We start from the raw sequence: 20273 nt of genomic DNA, 5'->3' as shown, positions 1-20273 counted from the left end.
TTCTCACCGCCCTCCCCGCGGGGCCGGGGGCGCTTCGCGGGTCAGCTTGAACCGGCTCACCTTGGCCACTCCACCAGCGCCCAGTATCCCGCCCAGAGTGGCTGTGGAAGCGGCCAGTGAAGGATCGGAACTGAGCTGCACCAGCTTTGCCCCTTCCTCGTAGCGTGAGAGCTTGTGCGCCGGCCCAATGCTTTGGTCTTCGCCGGGTTCCAGGATCACCGGATTGGTCATGGTCACCGTAACCCTGTCCTTGGTGTCCTGATTCGCTTTGCCTTCCGCACCAGGAACCCAATCCTGTTCGTGCTCCAGGTGCAGGCTCGCGATGCCGGTTTGCGGGGTGATCCCGCCGACGGGTGATCCAGCTGTCACTACAAACTTGAGGTCATACTCGGCGAGGAACGCTTTGTCCTTGCTCAAGTTCATGGCATGGATTCCCCTTGGCTGTGGCCGACTGCCACCACCGTTTCGCCGGCTGCGGCACCTGCCTCGAGCAACGCCTGACGGATGGCCTTCCTGGTTTCCATCGAGTTGTAACCCAGCGCTTCGGCAATCCCGGCTTCGTCCAATGGATTGCTGCCTCCTGGCGGGTTGCCCGGCTGGGTGCCGGGAATCAAGACCACCCACGCCCGTTCTCCGTCCTTATCTACCTGCACCACTTCAATTTCGCCCTCTGAAGTGGCGCCGACGTGATCCAGTTCCCGGAGCATTCCTGCTGCCGAGAGGTCCACGCTCTTGGTGGCTGTCCCGCTCCGGCTGACCGAAATAGGACGTGGCCTGAGGAAAGCCAATGCGGGGACCGCCACGATCGCTCTCAGGCCGGCGCCGACATCAGTTGGCCCGGCCGCCGCCCCTGAAAGGTTGGCCGCTGCCGGGGGTAGCCCCATCATCAGCGCCAATATCCGGGTCAGATCCCGGACAGCTCCTTCTGTGGCGCCCCTCAGGCCAGGGTCCAGGGGATTCGGACCAGTCGTGAGGACTGGCATTCCCATGCCCATCCGCAACCTGATCGCCGCGTGTGATTCGGCAAACTCGTATTCACGGTGGCTTGCCCTGACATCGTTGCCAATCCGCTGAAGCTGTTCGCGGACCCGACCAATGTCCCGGCCGCTCTCGCCGACGGCAATGATGGCGTTGCTCCCACTCGTGTAGGACGAGGCCTGGTAAGGGAAGAGAGCCACCCTCACCGCTTCCGCTTCCACTTCAATGGCCTGCAGTTGGAGCACCAGTCCCTCAAGCGCGGCAGCGCCAGCAAGCAACTCTTCGAATTGGAAGCGGATTCCGCCGACTCCACCGCGTATCCGCAATGTGCCATCCGGCTCGGGTGTTCGAGGGTGGGGAGTTCCGCCCGCACCGATAGGAGCGACTTCGGCCATCAGAAGCCGGACTGGGGTTTCGATGCCACATTCCGGGCATGGCGGAGGGTCGCTGCAGCGGCCTCGCGCAACGCATCACGCCCCCTTCGAAGGGAGGCGGCGTGCAAAGCCAGCGTGGTCCGGTACGCGCGGCCGGCCGACGACTCCCATTGCTCGAGTTGCAATTGCGCCAACTTGGCAAGAACGGCGTCGGCTTGGTCGGCGCAGACGCTCATCCGCCATCCGAGCTTCTGGATCTCCGCGCCTCGTGGAATACATTGCTGAGAATCCAGATCCGGTCCTCCGGCCGCCATAAGAATGCCGCTCAAGACGTTGTCCTCCTCCATGTCCATTGATGTCGTGGCAGCGACGCTACGTTGTGCTCCGGTGGCGCGGAACCGCTGTCAGCGGCTATGTGGATAACCTGCCGAAAACACGGCCAGGAAGAGAGAGCCGCGATGTTATGCACATAGTGAAGTCCGGCTTAATGGCGCGAGCCGAGTTCATGAAAGAATTGCCTCATGCCTGAAACCGTCGCCGCCGCTGTTATCCGTACGCCCTCCGGACGCCTGGCTCTCGCCGCGTCGCCGGAGCCGATCGCCCTGGGCCCGCTGGACGGCCGGTACCAGTCCGCCGTCGCTCCCCTGGTCGACTACCTGTCCGAGGCCGCTCTCAACCGCGACCGCGTGGCCGTCGAGGTCGAGTGGCTCATCCACCTGACCAGCAACAACGTACTTCCCGGCGCCGGGCCCCTGACCACCGAACAGCAGGAGAAGCTGCGCGCCATCGTCACCGAGTTCGACTCCGCTTCAGTCGCGGAACTCGCTGAAATCGAAGCTGTCACGGTCCACGACGTCAAGGCCGTTGAGTACTACATCGGCCGCCGCCTCCCAGCGATCGGTATCGAGAACCTGACCGCGATGGTGCACTTCGGCTGCACATCGGAAGACATCAACAACCTTTCCTACGCTTTGGGCGTCAAGGGTGCCGTGGAAGATGTCTGGCTCCCTGCTGCCAGCGCCTTGGTGAATCAGATCGAAGCGATGGCCGAGGAGAACCGCGCCGTCCCGATGCTTTCCCGCACGCACGGCCAGCCGGCCACTCCCACCACTCTTGGCAAGGAACTGGCAGTCATCACGCACCGCCTGAGCCGCCAGCTGGACCGCGTTTCCAAGACCCAGTACCTGGGCAAGATCAATGGCGCTACTGGCACTTATGCCGCACATGTCGCTTCCGTTCCCGGTGCCGATTGGGAGGCCGTAGCCCAGTCCTTCGTTGAAGGCCTGGGACTGACGTGGAACCCGTTGACCACCCAGATCGAGAGCCACGACTGGCAGGCCGAGCTCTATGCCGACGTCGCCCGCTTCAACCGCATTCTGCACAACGTCTGCACGGACATCTGGAGCTACATCTCGATTGGCTACTTCCGCCAGATCCCGGTTGCCGGCGCCACCGGCTCCTCCACCATGCCGCACAAGGTCAATCCGATCCGCTTCGAAAACGCCGAAGCCAACCTGGAGATTTCCAACGGATTGTTGGACACTCTGGGCGCGACGCTGGTTACCTCCCGTTGGCAGCGAGACCTCACTGATTCTTCCTCGCAACGCAACATCGGCGTTGCATTCGGACACTCGCTCCTTGCAATCTCGAATGTTGCCAAGGGACTCAAGGCCCTTGACGTTGCCGAGGAAGTACTGGCAGCCGACCTCGACACCAACTGGGAAGTCCTGGGCGAGGCGATCCAGATGGTCATGCGCGCCGAGGCCATCGCCGGCGTTGAGGGGATGGAGAACCCGTACGAGCGACTCAAGGACCTCACCCGCGGTCAGCGCGTCGATGCCGTCCGCATGCAGGAGTTCGTCTCGAGCCTGGGCTTGTCTTCCGAAGCCGAGGCACGCCTCCTGGCACTTACTCCCGGCAAATACACCGGTATCGCGGACCAGTTGGTGGACCACCTGAAGTAGAACGCGGCGCTGCTCATGGACCCGGCGTTTCCGAATCGATGTAAGGAACTGTGTCAGCATGAGGCTCTTGCTTATCCGCCACGGGCAAACCCCCGGAAACGTCTTGGGGCAGTTGGACACGGCGTTTCCCGGTCCAGGACTGACTGAACTCGGTGAACGTCAGGCCGCTGCGCTCCCGGGGTCTCTTGCCAACGAGGACATCGCGGCCATCTATGCATCGACCCTGATCCGCACCCAGCTGACGGCTGCCCCGCTTGCAAAAGCCCTTGGACTCGAGGCCACCGTATTGGACGGCCTGCAGGAGATTGAGGCCGGGGCCTTGGAGAAACTCACCGACCACGAGTCGCACCACCGGTACATGAGCACCGTTTTCGCCTGGACCGACGGTGAACTCGACGTCCGCATGCCGGGAGCGGGTGATGGCCACGAGTTCTTCGCCCGCTACGACGCTGCCATTGCCAAGGTCGCGGCGGCAGGCGACGAATCCGCCGTCGTGGTCAGCCATGGTGCTGCGATCCGCTGCTGGGCAGGTCGCCGTGCCGTGGATGTTGGCCGCGAGTTCGCCGCCACCCACCAGCTGCAGAACACCGGAATCGTGGTGCTCGAAGGCGATCCGGAGATCGGCTGGCGCCTGCTGCACTGGGACCAAAGCCCGGTAGGCGGACTTGCCTTGGCCGACCGGACGGTCGAAGATCCCACCGGTGACGCCGTCGAATGACGGCCGCGTGAGGCCAGGCCCGAAGCACCGGTATTTCTCCGGACGCTTACGCGTAGGAAACACCGTGGTAACCCCCGCTTCTTAGGCTTGATAGGCATAACCCCCTCCGGCGAAAGAGGCTCCGATGCAGACCAATCCGCGGCTCAACATCAGACAGGTCACCTGGGCTAACCCGGTGGGTGCAGACCTCCGCGCGGCGCAGCAAGCGGAACTGGACGCGCGTTTCGGCAACTCAGACCACGAGCCCGGACCCGCGCCATCGGAAGCTGATACTGCCGTTTTCGTCGTTGCTTACGAAAAGTGCTCCGGCCAGCCCTTGGGTTGCGGAGGGCTAAGGATTCTGGATGCCGAAACCGCGGAAATCAAGCGTCTATACGTCGTCCCTTACGCGAGGGGCTCAGGAGTGGCCAGCTCCATCCTTGCCGCGCTGGAAGCGCAGGCACATGCCCACGGTTTCAGCATGATCACAGCGGAAGCGGGGTCGGCCCAATCGGACGGCCGCAGCTTCTACGAGAGCGCCGGCTTCGCCGCAGTGCCCAACTTCGGCCCCTACATTGGTGTCAGCCACTCGCAGTGCTACGCCAAGCCGATCGATTCACACAGCGCCTCGCACACGGCGATGGCCTAGGGAGCGGCGGCCACCGGCCACGGCCGCCCTCCATCCGCGGCCGCCCTCCGCATCAATCCAGGCTGCGTCCGCCTTGCCCCAGATGTGCCCGATTCAGGGCTTCGATTTCTTCATCACTCAGGTCGTCGAAGCTCTTGGCCTCGTGCTTGTCGCTCCGGGAGAACCGGACGAACATCAGGATGATGAGGGGAAGATCCACGATCTCCGCGAGGAACCACATCAGGTCTCCCGCGAGTTGCTGGTCCCGCAGCGGCGAGGGGAACCAGCCTGGCTGATTGCCCAAGACTGACGTGGCGCCGTCGAGAATTCCGGGGCTGAGCCGCATCAGGACCCCAGGCACCGCATCGGCGAGCAGCTCGATAAATACAAAGATGAACTCGACCACGATGAGCGATGAGGTGCGTCCTGCGCCGTCTTCCATGATCGGTACGGTCATGAGGAGTCCCATGACGGGCACCATCAAAGTCAGGATGACGTCGGCGGCGGGGTTGGTCCGGAGCACGTAGAAGAACGGGGTCAGGAACACCGTGAACATGGCGAGCCCCAGAAGCGCCGCCACGAGCGTGTTGCTGAGCATCCGAACGAGCCGATGCCCGAGGACCGCTTCCACCCTCGCCGCGCCCACGGGGCCAAGGGTCTGCCTTGCAAGTGTTAGCGGCTTGCCCAGGCCAATCAACAGCGGGACCACAAACAGATAAGACGTCACTTTGAGGGTGAATGCCCACCGCAGATCGTGGCTGTAGGTTCCCGGGAATCCAAAGCTCAGGGCCGCGAAACTGCCCAGGCCAAGGAAGAAGAAGGCAAACGAGTTCCACAAGGGCCAGCGGATATCCCAGCGCTTAGCGGCAATCAGGCCCTTTGAATACAGGACGACTGCGGCAATAAGAATGACCAGGGCGGGCCAGTTCATTGACCAGGCGCCCAACACGGCGTCCAACGGCGGCATGGTCAGTGGTCCACGTCGGAAGACCGGGCGCTCAGCCCGGCGCTGTGGTCGGTTTTGTCGAGATTCATGGTGTTCCTCCAGCGCGTTCCCGGTGTGCCGCATGGTGCGCGAATCGGCGTGTCGTGTTGTGCCCTGAACCGGGTGCACCGTATCCATGTTACGGAGTCGCGCCGAGCATGGCACGCCGCAGGAGACGCGGGCGCCCGGCCTCGGCTAATCTCGCATTATGGAAAAGGCTGACATCACATTCCGGACCCGCAAGTGGATACGCCCGGAGGACCTCAACGCCAACGGAACGCTGTTCGGTGGAAGCCTGCTGAAATGGATCGATGAGGAAGCAGCAATCTACGCAATCCTCCAACTTGGAAATGGCCGCGCCGTCACCAAGTACATCTCCGAAATCAACTTCGTCAGCTCGGCCGTCCAGGGCGATCTGGTGGAGATGGGCCTGACCGCAGTCCGCTTCGGCCGGACATCACTGACCATGCGCGCGGAGGTGCGCAACATGATCACCCGCGACAGCATCCTGACCATCGAGGAAATCGTGTTCGTCAACCTCGGGCACGATGGCCGGCCGGAACCGCACGGCTACACGGAAATCACCTATGACCGCGACCGCATCCCCACGCACCACTTAACGCAAGCGCTCCACGAGGACTGAGCGCCCGACGTCGGGCCCTCCTCAAGCGGCAGGCCCCCTAAAGCGGCGGCCCAGTCCAAAAGCTTTTCCCCGGAAACGGGTGCTGGCGGCCGCGAAATTCGCGGCCGCCAGCTTGTTGTGATCAGCGCCTGTCGAAGGTGAGACCGCCGGGGACCTGGAACGTTGGCATGAGTTCCAGCATGCCCACATTGACGTGGCGCGGGGTTTCGATGGCGTAGTCGAGGGCGTTGACGATGTCGTCAGTGGTCAGCGACTCGTAGCCTTCGTAGTAGGTCTTCCACGCTTCTTCCATGGCTTCAGGCGTGCCGCCCATGTTCCGCCCGAAGATCTCGGTTTCCACCCGGCCGGGGCAGATCTCGGTCACGCGGATGCGCTTGCCGACCGTGTCGTTCCTGAGTTGCCGGGAGATCTGGTGCACGGCTGCCTTCGTGGCGTGGTACACCGTGTGGCCGTAGAAGTTGTAGACGCCTGCGATCGAGCTGATGTTGATGATGTGGCCGAGATCGCGCTCCACCATGCCCGGGAGGACCAGCCGCGTGAGCTGAAGCAGGCCGCGAAGGTTGACGTCGATGAGCTCGTCGATGTCCTGCTCGGACGAGTCCAGGAGGTTGCCGGGCCGGGAAACTCCGGCGCAGTTGACCAGGACGTCGACCTTCAGTTCGCTCACAACGGCGGTCAGGGCCGCTGTGTCGGTCAGGTCAACTACGTGCGGGATAGCACCCGTACGATCGGCCAGTTCGCTGAGGCGTTCCTCGTTGCGCGCCACGGCGTGAACAGTCAGGCCTCTTTTGGCCAGGCGCTCCGTGATCGCGGCACCCATACCGGTTGACGCTCCGGTGACGAGGGCGGTGTTGTAGTCGGAAAAAGACATCGGTTCTCCAAAGAGTGGAAATGGAAGGCACGAACTGTGCCCGAGGTCAGCGGCGCCTAAGCGTCGCGCAGGGGTTCGTGGGCCCGGTCCTTGACCGTGCTCACGGCTGCAAGCGTGCCGAGGGCCGTGATGACTGCGTAGAAGGCGGGCATGTAGATGTTGCCGGTGCTGCTGATGAGCCAGGTCATCAGCAACGGGGCCGTTCCGCCGAAGAGCGCGGAGGAGATGTTGTAGCCGAGGCCGTAGGCGGAGTACCGAACCCGGGTGGGGAACAGCTCAACGATCAGGATGTGGATGACGGCCGTGTGGCCGGCGAAGACAACGGCCATGATCGAGGCGCCAAGGATAGCCAGGCCCATGTTTCCCGTTGCGATGAGGGCGTAGGACGGGATGCCCAGGATGGTCATGGCGATAGCGGAGCCGGCGATGACCTTCTTGCGGCCGATGCGGTCGGACAGGGCACCCATGAAAGGAATGGCGATGCAGATGACAACCAGGCTGCAGGCGGTAATGAACAGTGCCTCGCCGATGGTGAAGTTGAGCTGCTTGCCCTTGAGGAACGTAGGCATGTAGGAGAACAGGACGTAGTAGCCGGAGCCGTTCATGAGCGGGATGAAGAGGGCCAGAACCATGGCCCGGCGGTGCTCAGCGGACTGGAAGGCCTCCTTGAGCGGGTTCTTGGAGAGACCGCCCTCTTCCTTCAGCTTTGTGAAGTTGGGGGTGTCCGCGATGGCCTTGCGGATGTACCAACCGATGACGCCCATGGGAATGGCGACCAGGAAAGGAATCCGCCATGCGAAGGAGCCGAAGCCACCGCCGTCGATCGCGGCCTGGGTGAGCCAAGGAGACATGGAGAACGCCACGAGGGTGCCGGTGAGCAGGGCTGCGAACGAAGCGATCTGTGCGTAGGAGGTGATGATGCCGCGCTTGCCCTCGGGGGCGTGTTCAGCGAGGAAGGTCATAGCGCCGGCGGCTTCGCCACCGACCGAGAAGCCCTGCAGGAGCCGCAGGAGGACGAGCAGTATGGGCGCCGCGATGCCGATAGCCGCGTACGTGGGCAGGATTCCGATACCGGCGGTGGCCACGCTGATCAGCAGAATGACGAAGACCAGTAGCTTTTGCCTGCCGATCCGGTCACCCAAGTAGCCACAAACAACCGCGCCAAGGGGCCGGACGAAGAACGACACTGCGTAGCCGGCGAACACGAACAACAAGGCGTTGTCCGGGTTGCCCGGGGCAAGGAACACCAAGGCAAGTGTTCCGGCCATAAACGCGAAGATACCGTTGTCATAGAGTTCCACGAAGATGCCAACGCAGCCTGCGGTGACAACCTTGCGCGTTTGACGGCCTGTGAGCCGTTCATGCTGCACTTGTGCAGCGTTGGTGTTAGCGGTCATGACATTTCCTTCTTGATGTTGAGCGTAGCAACGCCTATTGGTTTTGACGACAGGTTTTTAGCTGCATGCCGCAACCGGGAGGTCCTGCCACTGGGGTCGGCATCCAATGCCAAGGAGTCCGAAGACTGTGTTCACGGATTCGCGGAGAGTTTCAAGTTGCGCCCGCGAGCGCCGGTGGGCGGAAGTTGCCTCCGCCACCGTTGTTTTCCTGAAGTGGACCTTGTCGCCCGGGCGGGCTTGGGCAAGGACATCCAGGCCATTACAGGTGACCACAGCGAGGACCGGATATCCGGCAGTGACGCCGCGTCCCCGATGCAGTACCAGCAGTTCTTCCCGTGAGGGAACTTCGACGGCGCCCACCGGGACCCCGCGCGACAGCACTTCACCGCTTGAGGTTCTTTCCGGAAGTTGTCCGCCGAGCCTGAGGCCGATGTGGTTGCTCCGGCCACTCACGGCGTATTCCGACGTGAAGAGCAATTCGGCGGAATCGCCAAACTCGGCGACATCCGGACCGTCGGTCACATCGACCATCAGTTCCTGACCCATGTTCGGCCGTTCAAGGCCAAGGCGGAAGAGCGGAAGATCGAAGTACGGTTGGCGAACAGGGCCCACGCTGCGGCGGGTCAGGAGTGTGGTTCCTTCCTTGAGTTGCAGGCCGAAGCCCACAACGGTGTCCGGGGCACAACTACCCAGCAGCGTTGGCGCCTCCACGGAGCCGTGGACGGCCAGGTAGGCACGGAGGCCCCGGTTGATTCCCCGGATGGCCACCGTCTCGCCCGCACGGACCGAAACCGGTTCCCACTGGCTGCACGGACGCCCACCGACGGTGAGCGCCAGCGAAGCGCCCGTAACTGCGATCAGGATGTCGGAGTCGGCCTTCATCCTGAAGTCGAGGGCCGTGATCTCCACCAGGGGATCGTTGTCCAGGTTGCCGGCCAGGATGTTGGCAGTCCGGGCCGAATACTGGTCCAGGGCGCCGTTGACCGGCAGTCCAAAGCGCGGTCCGCGGAAACGGCCAAGGTCTGTGACCACGGAGTTTCCCGGTTGCTGGATGAGGATGTGCCCGTTCATGGCCTTGGTTCCAATTCCATACCGACGTAAGAGTCGAATTCTCCGGCCTCGATAGGACGGAACCGGAGAATGTCTCCTGGCTTGTAAGGGACCAGTGGTTCACGACGAATGTTCAGGACGGTCAAAGGGGTCTGACCGATAACGCACCAACCACCCGGCGCGGACGCGGGAGCGATGACGGCTTGGCGTCCTGCCACGGCCACGGCCCCTGCCGGGACGCTAAGTCGGGGATCCTTGAGACGCGGTACGGGCTTGGAGAACGCGGGGCCGTCCATCATGGGCGAGCCAGCCGGTGCACCCAGGCAGCGAACGGTGTAGGTCTTTTCGGTGTGGAGGCGGATGACTTCCTCGGTGGAGATGCCCTGGTATTCGGCTACCCGCTCCAGGTCGGGACCGAAGTCGCCGCCGTAGACCACCGGGACGTCAAACTCACGGGGTGCCGTGGCGGCGCCGGCGGAACGGCCCATTTCGAGGAGTCCCAGCTTGACGAACGCGCGCACCTGACGGGCCGACACGAGGACGGGGTCGAATTCCACCAACACGGAATCGTAGGTGGGTACCGCGCCGTGGAGGCCCTCGGCGCCACAGCTCTCCAGCCAGTCTGCTAGACGGTGGACTGTGAGCCAGTTGTCCTCGCTTGCTTCAGCAAGGGCGACAACGCGCAATGCGGAGTCTCCGGATTCATAGATCTCGGTGGGAGCCGCAGTGAGAACGGACATGTCAGGCCGCCTTCCTCTTGGCATCCATGACCTCTGCCAACGGGGCGATACGAACGCCGGCCGAGATGAGCTCCGAACGGATGAGCCGGGCGAGTTCGACAGCGCCGGGGTTGTCTCCGTGAAGCAGGACGGTGTCCGTGGAGATGTCGATGTCAGTGCCGTTGGCGCATCGGATCTTGCCCTCGCACACCATGCGGACCGTTCGCTCGACAATGGCCGAGGGATCGTGCAGTACGGCGCCGGGCTCGCTCCGCGGAACCAGCGTGCCGTCTTCCTGGTACGCGCGGTCGACGATGCCAACAATGGCCACGTCCAGGCCGGCGGAACGTGCCGCCTTGGCCAACTCGCCCTCTTGCGCTACCACGATGAGTTCGTTGTCCACGCGGGCGGCGGCCTCAGCCACGGCCTCAGCGTAGTCCGCACGGACAGCCACGAGATTCCCCAGCCGGCCGTGCGGCGCAATGTGGGTCACTTTGGTTCCGTGGAAGGCGGCGAAGCCGTTCAGGGCTCCCAACTGGTACAGCACGTCCGCACGTACCTCCTTGGCTGTCAGGCCCACGTCCCGGCGGCCGAAACCACGCAGGTCAGGGAAGCTGGGATGGGCCCCAATACCCACCCCGCGGCGAACACATTCAGCAACGGTGGCGTCCATGATGTCGGGATCGCCCGCGTGGAACCCGCAAGCGATATTGGCGCTTGAAACGATCTCCAGAAGATCGGAGTCGCTGCCTATGGTGTAGGCACCGAATCCCTCTCCAAGATCCGCTACAAGATCAATTGTCGAGTTCACGTGGTTCTCTTTCCGTGGTTCTGCATTGGGGTCCGGAATTCCATACGAACGGCTGGAATATCGGAAGAATTCAGTTGCCTGTTCGATTGAAAGTGTTTGGCTAAAATTCGTCAATCAGAGGAACTGTCGGTAATTCTTTGGTGATAGAAGTCTCGCACCGACGAACTTCGGGCACAAAGACCTATTCGCTATCACGGGATAGCTCTCGGTTATGACCTACGGCACACATGCTGCTGGCGGGGACCGCATGCCGCCGAACCGCCGTCGTCGTCCTCCTTGTTGAAGGTTGACGACGGCAGGTCACCGAATGCGTCTATATTTGGGTATCGGGACAATTCGGTTGATGGGGAGTCAACGAACTGTCAGTAATGATTGGGAAACGCCACCATGGGGATGTGGATCTCAAATTAGTCGTTGAGAGACAGGTCACACAAAGACGGATTGTGTGTCCCTACATAGAATTTCCTTATGGTATCCAGGCCCCGATGAGGGCCTGGAGGAAGGCAGACCCATGGACACGCGGAAGCTCTCATACTTTGTCAAGATCGTTGATTCGGGGAGCATCACCAAGGCCGCCGCCGCGCTCCACGTCGCGCAACCTGCCCTCAGCCAGCAGGTGTCGGCGCTGGAAAGCGATTTGAAGCAACGCCTGCTGATCCGCAGTAAGCAAGGAGTCGAGCCGACCGCCGCGGGGCACACCCTCTATCGCCACGCCCAGACCATCCTGCGACTCGTCGAACAAGCACGGCAGGACGTAGCGACATCCGGGGCCGCGCCGTCGGGCAGGGTGTCCATCGCCATCGCCCCGTACAGCATGGCCTCGAGCCTGACGCCGCAGATCATCCGCGAGGTTGGCCGGCGATACCCGGACATTGTGGTGCACCTGACCGAAATCTTCGGCGGCGTGCTGAGCGAGGCAATCAAGAACGGCCGCCTCGACATGGCCCTGATCTATGAGCCGGGGAAGATCCGTGGAGTGCAGTTCACCACCATGATTGTGGAAGACCTGCACTTGGTGACCCACGAAGACGTCGACGTGGCCCAAGGTCGAACAACGGTCACCCTCGAAGAAGCCAGCGGCCTTGGACTATTCCTCCCCGAAAAGAACCACACCCTGCGCCAGATCATCGAGAAGGGACTGGCCGAGCAGGGGTTGCCCCTCCGGCTCGTAGGCGAAGTGGAATCGGTTCCGTCGCTTGTTCGGCTCATCCGCGCAAACCTCGGGGCCACCGTCCTTCCTAAGTCCGCCGCTGATGCGCTCTTCCCTGATGAGAACTTCAAGGTATTGCGGATCGTCGAACCGGCCCTGCAGAGCAAGATTGCCCTGTGCACCCCCGACCATGAGCCGCTGTCCGAGGCCGCCTCCGCCGTGCTCATCCTGGTCAAGGAGATGCTCCAGCAACAGTTGATCAGCAAGTACGCGGCCGATACACCCGAGGCTTGATCCATCCATAACATTGCCTTATCCGGACAGACATCTTTGGTCTTATTCACGGGCGTTTTAATTTCCTATTATCGAATTAGCAAGTAATTCGAAAGCGGCTCGCGGATTCCGTGAACCCAATCAAAGGAACAGCGGTGAAAAAGATCAGCCAGACCCGGTGGGCTTCGAATCCAACCCTCGGAGCGATCAGTGCACGGACCGGATTCCACTGCCCAAGGAACGGTTTCTGGCGTCCAGTGAGCGGCGTGGGCGAACCCCTCTTCGTCTTCGAAGGAAGCCTCATGCCGGCCCACGCGGGACACAGCATCGAGTGGTACCTGGTCGACGCACGGTCAGGACACCCCGGACTGGACTGACTCGGGGTTTCCTCAAACCCCTCGCACGACTCAAGGCGCCCTGCCCCCGGCAAGGCGCCTTTTGCGCGCCCGGAAACGGGCGCGCAAAGGCCGGCCACCGCATTCGGTGACCGGCCCCAGCGAGACAATCAGTCTTCGACCAGAAGCCCCTTGGCCTTCAGCTTCTCCGTCAGCCCGCACAACTCGATGGTGGTGCCTCCCGCGTGGTAGGCCTTGATGAGCTCGCGTTCGGCGTCGTCCCGGGCCTGGGAGAGGGCAATGACCTCCTCGGCTTCCTCACGGCGCACTACCACGACGCCATCAGCGTCACCGCGGAGGATGTCGCCGGGGTAGATGATCTCATCACCGAAGACGAGCGGGTGGTTGATCGGCCCAAGGGTTTCCTTGACCGTGCCCTTGATACAGACGCTGCCCGAGAACACCGGGAGGCCCAGTTCGATGAGGTCCTGGGTGTCCCGCACGCCCGAATCCGTCACCATCGCTGCAATGCCCTTGGCTTTCATGGCATTGCCCAAGACGTCGCCGAAGGTTCCGGCGTCGGAAAATTCCTGCGCACCGACCAGGACCACGTCGCCTGCCTGGGCGTAGTGGATGGCTACCTGCAGCATCAGGTTGTCCTGCGGGGCGCAAGCCACGGTCACGGCCGGGCCGCAGAACGACATGGAGCGGTCGATCGGCTTGATCTTCGAGCTCAGTGCGCCGCGGCGCCCCTGTGCTTCGTGGATGGTCGCGGAGGAAAACGCCGCAAGGCGACTGACGACGTCGGCGTCCGGCCTCTGGAACTTGGTCTTAACGTGGATCATTTCCTGAATCTTTCTCTTGGCTGGCTTCTGGGGTGCCCGTAGGGCTTAGTTGAGGGCGCTGACTGCCTTGCGAATCGAGTCCACGCCGGCGTTGATGGTCTCCAGCGATGTGGCGAAGGAGATCCGGAAGTAGGGGCCAAGGCCATATGCCGAGCCCTGGATGACGGCGACCGCAGCCGCGTTGAGGAGGTACAGGGTGAAGTCCTGGTCGTTTTCGATGACCGCGCCGTCCGGAGTGGTCTTGCCGATGACGCCGCTGCAGTTCACGTACGCATAGAAGGCACCCTCGGCCGGGGCGACGGAAAGTCCGTCAATGGCGTTGAGGCCTTCGACGGCGACGTCCCGGCGCTTGCGGTAGACCTCCACGCTGTCCCGGACGAACGACTGGTCACCGTTCAGCGCGGCTGCCGCGGCTGCCTGGCTGACCGAGGACGGGCACGAGGACGTCTGCGACTGCAGCTTGTTCATGGCCGCGATCAAAGGCGCCGGGCCCACGCCGTAGCCAAGGCGCCAACCGGTCATGGCGTAGGCCTTGGAGACGCCGTTGACCAGCAGGATACGGTCGCGCAGGGAAGGAACCGCCGTGACGAGGCTGGTCACGCGGCCGTCGCCGAAGTGGATTTCGTCGTAGATCTCGTCGGTGAGGATGTAGACGTGCGGGAATTCCTCAAGGACGGCACCCAGCGCCTGCAGTTCTTCGCGTGAGTACACGGCTCCCGTCGGGTTGGACGGAGCGTTGAGGATGAGCCACTTGGTCTTGGGCGTGATGGCTTCTTTTAAGGCGGCGGGCGTGAGCTTGAAGCCGGCGTCTTCTCCGCAAGCGACGATCACGGGCGTGCCGTCGTTGGCGAGGACCATGTCCGGGTAGGACACCCAGTACGGTGCCGGGACGATGACCTCGTCGCCCTCGTTGAGCGATGCCATGAGCGCAACGTAGAGGACTTGCTTGGCACCGCCGCCGATGGTCAGCTGGTTCGCTGCGTAGTGCACGCCGGTGTGGCTTTCAATCCGGCGGAGGATGGCGGTCTGCAGCTCGGGCGTTCCAGTCACCGAGGTGTATTTGGTCTCGCCGGCGTTGATCGCCTCGATAGCGGCCGCCTTGATGTGGTCGGGGGTGTCGAAGTCCGGCTCGCCGACGGTCAGGTCGATGATCGGGATGCCTTCGGCTCGTAGTTCACGGACGCGGGCGGCGGCCGCAACGCTCGCTGAGGACTTGATGCGTGTGACCCTCGACGCCGGCAGGTACTCGGACATTGTCTTCTCCAGAATCGTGAAACTCAGGATTCGGGTGTCGAATCCCCAATTTCGAGACTAGGCACTGCCGGGCGCCGTGGATAAGACCTAATGTGCGTGGATCAATAAGAGACCCTTATGACCGCCTGATCCATATGGGGGCTCTGTAGTCGTTTAGGGAAATTTCAAACACATATGGGAATCTTCCATGCACTTTCCTTATGGGTTCACGCGGTATTGGTATTTCCGCGGAGGAGCGCGCAGGCAGCAGGGTGTGCGACGACATCGAACTTGCATCGCTGACCGGTCTCACGCCGGACCACATCCGCAAGGCCACCCGCCGAATCCGACGGCCCGCCTAATCCTCGCGTCCTCACTCCTTCTTTGCCGGAGGCGTCCTGCAGCTAAACAGTTCCTGTGTTCCTGTTTTCCTGGCGATGAGCACTGTCAATGCGCGGGCTGACGTTGAAATCGGTTCAAAATGTTGGATCGATCGCGCACCGACGTTCCAGATGCGCTTCACGCCCAGCACCCGGTCGTGCTCATCCGTGGCAACCAAGGGCGGACTTCCCTGCCCTGCCATGGGCCTGCGTTTCCAGCACAGACTGACTACCGTCGCGTGCTCCCAGAATTCCACGGCAGTGACGAAGAATTCGCGCCCCTCATCATCCAGGAACAGCCCGGACTGCGGGACGTAAACAGCCCGAAGATCGTACTCGACGGTGCCTGAACGGCTTGCACCCGGCGGTTGGGCGATGGCTGCAGCTTGTTGAGGATTTAGATCTGGTTGCGCGACCACGGCATGCTCCATTGAAGTTGCGGACGACCCCCTCCTCGACCGCCCCCGAGGGGCCTCGGGGATATCCAATGTAGCTCTGTCCAAGGACCTCCGGAAGAGTACCGACTACCTACCTACTTCAGTAGCTCGACGGCGTGTCGCCTGTCCCGCCAAAGGGCGCTCCGCCGTCGGGGGCTGTCGGGATGAACTTGTCGGCGAGGGCTTCCGTGCCGCGCGCCAGCAGGGCGACATCCGCGCCGACCAGCACGAACGACGCACCGGCGTCCATATACGCACGGGCCGTCGCCTCATTGAAGGCGTTGACGCCGCCGGGCTTGCCCGCGGTCTTCGCCGCAGTAAGGCAGTGCTCGACGGCGGCGCGCACCTTCGGGTGTTCCTGCTGTCCCAGAAGGCCCATGGACGCTGCGAGGTCGGACGGCCCGACGAAGATTGCGTCGACGCCGTCGACCGCCAGGATCTCCTCCACGGCGGCGACGGCGGCCTCGGTTTCGATCTGGACCGTGACGCTGATGGTCTCCGCGGCGCGGGCGAGGTAGTCCGGGATGCGGTTCCAACGCGAGGCGCGGGCCAGGGCCGAGCCGACGCCCCGCATGCCATGCGGCGGGTAGCGGACGGCCGAGACCGCGGCCTTGGCTTCCGCGGCGGAGTTGACCATGGGGATGAGCAGGTCCTGCACGCCCAGGTCCAGGTATTGCTTGAGGAGCACGCTGTCGTTGACCGGAGGGCGGACCACGGCCTGGACGGGGTAGCCTCGGACGGCCTGGAGCTGGGCGAGGATGGATTCGAGGCCGTTGGGGCTGTGTTCGGCGTCGATCAGGAGCCAGTCCAGCCCGGCCCCGGCGCACAGTTCCGCGATCAGGGGGCTGCCCGAACATACCCACATCCCGACGAGGGGCCGGTCCGCTGCGGCCAGGGCTTCGCGGAACGTGCGGTCTGGTTCTACTCGAACCGGCATGTGACAACTCCCAAGGGTCCGTAGTCGGCGTGGACGGTATCGCCTTTGTACACCCAGAGCGGGCGGGTGAAGGAGCCGGCGAGGATGATCTCCCCGGCTTTCAGCCCGTCACCGTGCGGGGCGATCTTGTTAACGAGCCAATGCACGCCGTTAGCCGGGTGGTCCAGGACGCCCGCGGCGACACCGGTCTCCTCCACGGTCTGGTTCTTATACAGGATCGCCGATACCCAGCGGAGGTCGACTGCGTCCGGGCGGACCGGGCGTCCGCCCACCACCATGGCGCCCATGGCCGCGTTGTCCGAGATGGTGTCCACGATGGTCCGGCCCTCCATCTCGATCCTGGAATCCAGGATCTCCAGGGCCGGAACCACGTAGTCGGTGGCGTTCAGGACGTCGAAGATCGTGCAACCGGGGCCGGAGAGGTCCTTCTTGAGCACGAACGCCAGCTCCACCTCCACCCGCGGGTGGGTGTACTGGTCCCACGGCACGGAGCAGCCGGTTTCCAGGACCATGTCGTCGAAGATGGCGCCATAGTCCGGTTCCGTGATGCCCGTGGCGTCCTGCATGGCCTTGGACGTCAGCCCGATCTTGCGGCCCACCAGCGTGCGCCCGGCATCCTCGTTCCGGCGCCGCCACAACTGCTGCACGGCGTAGGAATCCTCGACCGTCATCTCCGGGTAGCGGGCAGTCAGGCGCGGCACCGGGGTCCGGGACCGGCCGGCTTCCAGTAGTTCGTCCGCAATGGTTTCTATCGTCTTCGGGTCAAGCATCTCCACGCTCCATTCGGCCATCCTGCGGTCAGCATACGTTGAGGGCTTTGGGCCTAGAGCTGCGAGCCGATCTTGAATCCCATCTTTTCTCCGGCGGGGCCGCCGTCGGGCTGGCGCGTGTAGGAGAAGCCGTCGGCACCGACGGTGACCGCCATTTCGCTCTTTTCCTCACGGATGATGACGGGCTGCGGGTTGCCGTCCAGGTCCAGGACGAGGGAGGCCTCGGTGTACCAGGACGGGACGACGGGGTTGCCCCACCAGTCGCGGCGCTGGTTGTCGTGCACGTCCCAGGTGACGGTGGGGTTGTCCGGGTCACCCGTGTAGTAGTCCTGGGTGTAGATCTCGATGCGGTGCCCGTCCGGGTCCAGGATGTATAGGTAGAAGGCGTTGGAGACGCCGTGCCGGCCGGGGCCGCGTTCGATCCGGTCGCTGATGCGCAGGGCGCCCATCTTGTCGCAGATCTGGATGATGTTGTGCTTCTCGTGCGTGGAGAACGCGATGTGATGCAGGCGCGGTCCGTTGCCGCCGGTCAGGGCGGTGTCGTGCACGGTCTGCTTGCGGTGCATCCACGCGGCGTACGTGACGCCGTCGGAATCCTTGATGTCCTCCGAGACCCTGAAGCCCAGGTCCTCGAGGTACTTCCGGCCCCGGGGGACATCGGGGGTGACCTGGTTGAAGTGGTCCAGGCGGACCAGTTCCCCGGCGGAATAGAGGTCGTAGCGCTGGGTCAGGCGTTCGACGTGCACGACGTCGTAGAAGAACTCGTAGGGGAAGCCCAGCGGGTCCTCGACCCGGACGGAGTCGCCGACGCCCTTGGTGAAGCCGTCCTTGCGGCGCTCCACCCGACAGCCGAGCTCCCGGTAGTAGGCCTCGGCGGCGTCCACTTCGGCGGGGGACTTCACCCGGTACGCGAAGGCGGCGGCCGCGGCGACGGGTCCCTTGCGCAGGACCAGGTTGTGGTGGATGAACTCCTCAAAGGAGCGCAGGTAGATGGTGTCCTCGTCTTCCTCGGTCACGTGCAGGCCCAGGAGATCCACGTAGAACTCACGGGATTTCGCAAGGTCCGTGACGACGAGTTCGAGGTAGGCGCAGCGGACGATATCCGGCGCCGGGACGGTGGGAGTGGGGACGAAGTTGGTCATGGGGTTCTCTCTTCTTTGAAAGGGGGGTCTTTGTTGAAAGTGCCACCCAACTGACTCGCAGTAAGTGTCGTTTTGGAGCCTCATAACGACAACAAGTGCGAGTTAGTTGGGTTAGGCGCCGAATTTAGGAGTATGAACAGCGCCGAGGGTGATGTGCACGGCCTGCTGGTCGGTGTAGAAATCGATCGAGCGGTAGCCGCCTTCGTGGCCCAGGCCGGAAGCCTTGACGCCGCCGAACGGCGTGCGCAGGTCCCGGACGTTATGGCTGTTGAGCCACACCATGCCGGCTTCGACGTTCTGGGCGAAGTTGTGGGCGCGGGTCAGGTTCTGGGTCCAGATGTAGGCCGCCAGGCCGTATTTGGTGTTGTTCGCGAGGGCGAGCGCTTCGTCGTCGTTCTCGAACGGGGTGATCGCGACGACGGGGCCGAAGATCTCCTCCTGGAAGATCCGCGCGTCGGGGGCGACGTCGGCGAACACCGTCGGAGCGATGTAGTTGCTGTTGTTGAGCCCTGCGGGCAGGTGTTCCGGGCGTCCGCCGCCAGCCAGCAGCCGGCCTTCGGACTTGCCGATCTCCACGTACGAGGCGACCTTGGCGTAGTGCTCGGGGTGGACGAGGGCGCCGACCTGGGTCCTGGGGTCGTGCGGGTCGCCGACGACGATGTTCTTCGCGCGGGCGGCGTACTTTTCGCAGAACTCGTCATAGATCGCGCGTTCGACGAGGATCCGGGAGCCGGCGGTGCAGCGTTCCCCGTTGAGGGAGAAGACCCCGAACAGGGCCGAATCGATCGCGGCGTCCAGGTCGGCGTCGGCGAACACGACGCACGGGGACTTGCCGCCCAGCTCCATGGACAGGCCCTTGAGGTTGGCTGCGGCGTTACGGAAGATCGTCTGGCCCGTGGTGGTCTCCCCGGTGAAGGAGATCAGCGGCACGTCCGGGTGCTTCACGAGGGCGTCGCCGGCTTCCTCGCCGAGCCCGTTGACCAGGTTGAACACGCCGTCGGGCAGGCCGGCGTCCTTGAAGATCTGGGCCCAGAGCGAGGCCGAGAGCGGGGTGAATTCGGCCGGCTTGAGGACCACGGTGTTGCCGGTGGACAGGGCCGGGGCAAGCTTCCAGGACTCGAGCATGAACGGGGTGTTCCACGGCGTGATCAGGCCCGCGACGCCGATCGGCTTTCGGTTCACGTAGTTAATCTGGGCGCCGGGGACCTTCATGGCGTCGTCGAACTGTGCAACGATCAGGTCCGCGAAGAAACGGAAGTTCTCCGCCGCGCGCAGGGCCTGGCCCTTGGCCTGGGTGATCGGCAGGCCGGTATCGAAAGTTTCGAGTTCGGCGAGGCGCTCCTCCTGGGCTTCGACGGCGTCGGCGATCCTGTTCAAGACACGGGCACGCTCGCGCGGCTTCATCTTCGGCCACGGGCCGTTCACGAAGGCTTCGCGGGCTGCGGCGACGGCAAGGTCGATGTCTTCCTTCTGCCCGGCCGCGGCGGTGGCGTAGTTGCCGTTGGAGACCGGGTCCAGGACGTCGAAGGTCTTGCCGCTGACGGAGTCAACGAACTTGCCGTTGATGAAGTGCTGGATGTGGGTGGGAAGGTCCTTCGGGACGTAATGGGAGGTGGTTTCTGGTGCAGTGAACGTCATTGTTTCTCTTCCTTTA

The 20273-nt window shown here is 63.3% G+C and carries 23 protein-coding genes; 7 read left to right on the top strand and 16 right to left on the bottom strand.

Annotation, left to right across the window (positions count from 1 at the left end; translation table 11 throughout):
• Nucleotides 1-3 precede the first annotated feature (3 nt).
• Genes ABH924_RS14150 through ABH924_RS14140 form a run of 3 tightly spaced genes read right to left on the bottom strand, consistent with a single transcriptional unit; the run spans nt 4 to nt 1681 of the window.
• Nucleotides 4-423: a hypothetical protein gene (locus ABH924_RS14150; protein ID WP_404499706.1), complete on the bottom strand. Its 420-nt coding sequence runs from the start codon at nt 421-423 to the stop codon at nt 4-6.
• Complete coding sequence (locus ABH924_RS14145) at nt 420-1373, bottom strand: hypothetical protein (RefSeq protein WP_404499704.1); 954 nt, start codon at nt 1371-1373, stop codon at nt 420-422. The genes ABH924_RS14150 and ABH924_RS14145 overlap by 4 nt, the downstream gene beginning before the upstream one ends.
• A complete protein-coding gene (locus ABH924_RS14140; protein WP_234751789.1) occupies nt 1373-1681 on the bottom strand; it encodes a hypothetical protein in 309 nt (102 codons plus the stop codon). Before ABH924_RS14140 ends, ABH924_RS14145 begins: the two co-directional genes overlap by 1 nt.
• A 192-nt stretch (nt 1682-1873) precedes the next feature.
• Here ABH924_RS14140 and purB point away from each other — a divergent pair, with 192 nt between their 5' ends.
• From purB to ABH924_RS14125, 3 genes are all read left to right on the top strand, one after another.
• Nucleotides 1874-3316: an adenylosuccinate lyase gene (purB, locus tag ABH924_RS14135; protein ID WP_404499702.1), complete on the top strand. Its 1443-nt coding sequence runs from the start codon at nt 1874-1876 to the stop codon at nt 3314-3316.
• Between the two features lie 58 nt (nt 3317-3374).
• Nucleotides 3375-4034, top strand: a complete 660-nt coding sequence (locus ABH924_RS14130; RefSeq protein ID WP_234751785.1) for a histidine phosphatase family protein — start codon at nt 3375-3377, stop codon at nt 4032-4034.
• 124 nt (nt 4035-4158) lie between these two features.
• Nucleotides 4159-4662: a GNAT family N-acetyltransferase gene (locus ABH924_RS14125; RefSeq protein ID WP_234751783.1), complete on the top strand. Its 504-nt coding sequence runs from the start codon at nt 4159-4161 to the stop codon at nt 4660-4662.
• A 52-nt stretch (nt 4663-4714) separates the two neighbouring features.
• Here ABH924_RS14125 and ABH924_RS14120 read toward each other — a convergent pair whose 3' ends face one another.
• Nucleotides 4715-5608, bottom strand: a complete 894-nt coding sequence (locus ABH924_RS14120) for a cytochrome c oxidase assembly protein (protein ID WP_404499699.1) — start codon at nt 5606-5608, stop codon at nt 4715-4717.
• 226 nt (nt 5609-5834) lie between these two features.
• Between ABH924_RS14120 and ABH924_RS14115 the strand changes: the two genes are divergently transcribed.
• Nucleotides 5835-6269, top strand: coding sequence for an acyl-CoA thioesterase (locus tag ABH924_RS14115; RefSeq protein ID WP_084784486.1), 435 nt, complete (start codon nt 5835-5837; stop codon nt 6267-6269).
• Between the two features lie 121 nt (nt 6270-6390).
• On the opposite strand, the gene ABH924_RS14110 is transcribed toward ABH924_RS14115, so the two are convergent.
• Genes ABH924_RS14110 through ABH924_RS14090 form a run of 5 tightly spaced genes read right to left on the bottom strand, consistent with a single transcriptional unit; the run spans nt 6391 to nt 11117 of the window.
• Nucleotides 6391-7140 carry an SDR family oxidoreductase gene (locus ABH924_RS14110; RefSeq protein ID WP_078107213.1) on the bottom strand — a complete coding sequence of 250 codons (750 nt, stop codon included), beginning with the start codon at nt 7138-7140 and terminating at the stop codon, nt 6391-6393.
• 56 nt (nt 7141-7196) lie between these two features.
• Nucleotides 7197-8537 (bottom strand): MFS transporter, encoded by a 1341-nt coding sequence (locus ABH924_RS14105; RefSeq protein WP_404499696.1) that lies wholly within the window; start codon nt 8535-8537, stop codon nt 7197-7199.
• Nucleotides 8538-8594: 57 nt separating this feature from the next.
• A complete protein-coding gene (locus tag ABH924_RS14100) occupies nt 8595-9608 on the bottom strand; it encodes a biotin-dependent carboxyltransferase family protein (RefSeq protein WP_404499694.1) in 1014 nt (337 codons plus the stop codon).
• Entirely contained in the window at nt 9605-10327 is a 723-nt protein-coding gene (locus tag ABH924_RS14095) for an allophanate hydrolase subunit 1 (RefSeq protein ID WP_404499692.1), read from the bottom strand. Before ABH924_RS14095 ends, ABH924_RS14100 begins: the two co-directional genes overlap by 4 nt.
• A 1-nt stretch (nt 10328) precedes the next feature.
• The gene (locus ABH924_RS14090; RefSeq protein ID WP_404499690.1) at nt 10329-11117 is read right to left on the bottom strand and encodes a LamB/YcsF family protein; all 789 of its coding nucleotides are present in this window, start codon (nt 11115-11117) and stop codon (nt 10329-10331) included.
• A gap of 511 nt (nt 11118-11628) precedes the next feature.
• Here ABH924_RS14090 and ABH924_RS14085 point away from each other — a divergent pair.
• On the top strand, nt 11629-12561 hold the full coding sequence (locus ABH924_RS14085) for a LysR substrate-binding domain-containing protein (protein ID WP_234751768.1): 933 nt from the start codon (nt 11629-11631) through the stop codon (nt 12559-12561).
• 134 nt (nt 12562-12695) lie between these two features.
• On the top strand, nt 12696-12917 hold the full coding sequence (locus tag ABH924_RS14080) for a hypothetical protein (protein ID WP_404499688.1): 222 nt from the start codon (nt 12696-12698) through the stop codon (nt 12915-12917).
• A 128-nt stretch (nt 12918-13045) separates the two neighbouring features.
• Here ABH924_RS14080 and ABH924_RS14075 read toward each other — a convergent pair whose 3' ends face one another.
• Complete coding sequence (locus ABH924_RS14075) at nt 13046-13720, bottom strand: 4-carboxy-4-hydroxy-2-oxoadipate aldolase/oxaloacetate decarboxylase (RefSeq protein WP_059388748.1); 675 nt, start codon at nt 13718-13720, stop codon at nt 13046-13048.
• A gap of 45 nt (nt 13721-13765) precedes the next feature.
• A complete protein-coding gene (locus tag ABH924_RS14070) occupies nt 13766-14974 on the bottom strand; it encodes an aspartate transaminase (RefSeq protein ID WP_404499685.1) in 1209 nt (402 codons plus the stop codon).
• 200 nt (nt 14975-15174) lie between these two features.
• Here ABH924_RS14070 and ABH924_RS14065 point away from each other — a divergent pair, with 200 nt between their 5' ends.
• Nucleotides 15175-15315, top strand: coding sequence for a hypothetical protein (locus tag ABH924_RS14065; RefSeq protein WP_234751762.1), 141 nt, complete (start codon nt 15175-15177; stop codon nt 15313-15315).
• Nucleotides 15316-15326: 11 nt separating this feature from the next.
• On the opposite strand, the gene ABH924_RS14060 is transcribed toward ABH924_RS14065, so the two are convergent.
• The 5 genes from ABH924_RS14060 to hpaE all read right to left on the bottom strand — a co-directional run bounded on the left by ABH924_RS14060 (nt 15327) and on the right by hpaE (nt 20257).
• Complete coding sequence (locus ABH924_RS14060; protein ID WP_344789209.1) at nt 15327-15752, bottom strand: hypothetical protein; 426 nt, start codon at nt 15750-15752, stop codon at nt 15327-15329.
• A 118-nt stretch (nt 15753-15870) separates the two neighbouring features.
• Nucleotides 15871-16707 carry an HpcH/HpaI aldolase/citrate lyase family protein gene (locus ABH924_RS14055; RefSeq protein ID WP_404499683.1) on the bottom strand — a complete coding sequence of 279 codons (837 nt, stop codon included), beginning with the start codon at nt 16705-16707 and terminating at the stop codon, nt 15871-15873.
• A complete protein-coding gene (gene hpaH, locus ABH924_RS14050; protein ID WP_404499681.1) occupies nt 16692-17477 on the bottom strand; it encodes a 2-oxo-hept-4-ene-1,7-dioate hydratase in 786 nt (261 codons plus the stop codon). The genes ABH924_RS14055 and hpaH overlap by 16 nt, the downstream gene beginning before the upstream one ends.
• A gap of 53 nt (nt 17478-17530) precedes the next feature.
• Complete coding sequence (hpaD, locus tag ABH924_RS14045; RefSeq protein WP_404499679.1) at nt 17531-18619, bottom strand: 3,4-dihydroxyphenylacetate 2,3-dioxygenase; 1089 nt, start codon at nt 18617-18619, stop codon at nt 17531-17533.
• 111 nt (nt 18620-18730) lie between these two features.
• The gene (gene hpaE, locus ABH924_RS14040) at nt 18731-20257 is read right to left on the bottom strand and encodes a 5-carboxymethyl-2-hydroxymuconate semialdehyde dehydrogenase (RefSeq protein WP_404499677.1); all 1527 of its coding nucleotides are present in this window, start codon (nt 20255-20257) and stop codon (nt 18731-18733) included.
• Nucleotides 20258-20273 lie beyond the last annotated feature (16 nt).

The sequence above is a fragment of the Arthrobacter sp. GAS37 genome, assembly GCF_044908325.1.
Classification (GTDB): domain Bacteria; phylum Actinomycetota; class Actinomycetes; order Actinomycetales; family Micrococcaceae; genus Arthrobacter; species Arthrobacter ramosus.
Note: the sequence above shows the minus strand (reverse complement) of the source record. Positions and strands in the feature narration are given on the sequence as shown.

What these genes read in the sequence shown, in the direction of transcription:
- ABH924_RS14150 (WP_404499706.1), bottom strand. Translation starts at nt 423, where the DNA reads ATGAACTTGAGCAAGGACAAAGCGTTCCTCGCCGAGTATGACCTCAAG.
- ABH924_RS14145 (WP_404499704.1), bottom strand. Translation starts at nt 1,373, where the DNA reads ATGGCCGAAGTCGCTCCTATCGGTGCGGGCGGAACTCCCCACCCTCGA.
- purB (WP_404499702.1), top strand. Translation starts at nt 1,874, where the DNA reads ATGCCTGAAACCGTCGCCGCCGCTGTTATCCGTACGCCCTCCGGACGC.
- ABH924_RS14130 (WP_234751785.1), top strand. Translation starts at nt 3,375, where the DNA reads ATGAGGCTCTTGCTTATCCGCCACGGGCAAACCCCCGGAAACGTCTTG.
- ABH924_RS14125 (WP_234751783.1), top strand. Translation starts at nt 4,159, where the DNA reads ATGCAGACCAATCCGCGGCTCAACATCAGACAGGTCACCTGGGCTAAC.
- ABH924_RS14120 (WP_404499699.1), bottom strand. Translation starts at nt 5,608, where the DNA reads ATGCCGCCGTTGGACGCCGTGTTGGGCGCCTGGTCAATGAACTGGCCC.
- ABH924_RS14115 (WP_084784486.1), top strand. Translation starts at nt 5,835, where the DNA reads ATGGAAAAGGCTGACATCACATTCCGGACCCGCAAGTGGATACGCCCG.
- ABH924_RS14110 (WP_078107213.1), bottom strand. Translation starts at nt 7,140, where the DNA reads ATGTCTTTTTCCGACTACAACACCGCCCTCGTCACCGGAGCGTCAACC.
- ABH924_RS14105 (WP_404499696.1), bottom strand. Translation starts at nt 8,537, where the DNA reads ATGACCGCTAACACCAACGCTGCACAAGTGCAGCATGAACGGCTCACA.
- ABH924_RS14100 (WP_404499694.1), bottom strand. Translation starts at nt 9,608, where the DNA reads ATGAACGGGCACATCCTCATCCAGCAACCGGGAAACTCCGTGGTCACA.
- ABH924_RS14095 (WP_404499692.1), bottom strand. Translation starts at nt 10,327, where the DNA reads ATGTCCGTTCTCACTGCGGCTCCCACCGAGATCTATGAATCCGGAGAC.
- ABH924_RS14085 (WP_234751768.1), top strand. Translation starts at nt 11,629, where the DNA reads ATGGACACGCGGAAGCTCTCATACTTTGTCAAGATCGTTGATTCGGGG.
- ABH924_RS14075 (WP_059388748.1), bottom strand. Translation starts at nt 13,720, where the DNA reads ATGATCCACGTTAAGACCAAGTTCCAGAGGCCGGACGCCGACGTCGTC.
- ABH924_RS14070 (WP_404499685.1), bottom strand. Translation starts at nt 14,974, where the DNA reads ATGTCCGAGTACCTGCCGGCGTCGAGGGTCACACGCATCAAGTCCTCA.
- ABH924_RS14065 (WP_234751762.1), top strand. Translation starts at nt 15,175, where the DNA reads ATGGGTTCACGCGGTATTGGTATTTCCGCGGAGGAGCGCGCAGGCAGC.
- ABH924_RS14055 (WP_404499683.1), bottom strand. Translation starts at nt 16,707, where the DNA reads ATGCCGGTTCGAGTAGAACCAGACCGCACGTTCCGCGAAGCCCTGGCC.
- hpaH (WP_404499681.1), bottom strand. Translation starts at nt 17,477, where the DNA reads ATGCTTGACCCGAAGACGATAGAAACCATTGCGGACGAACTACTGGAA.
- hpaD (WP_404499679.1), bottom strand. Translation starts at nt 18,619, where the DNA reads ATGACCAACTTCGTCCCCACTCCCACCGTCCCGGCGCCGGATATCGTC.
- hpaE (WP_404499677.1), bottom strand. Translation starts at nt 20,257, where the DNA reads ATGACGTTCACTGCACCAGAAACCACCTCCCATTACGTCCCGAAGGAC.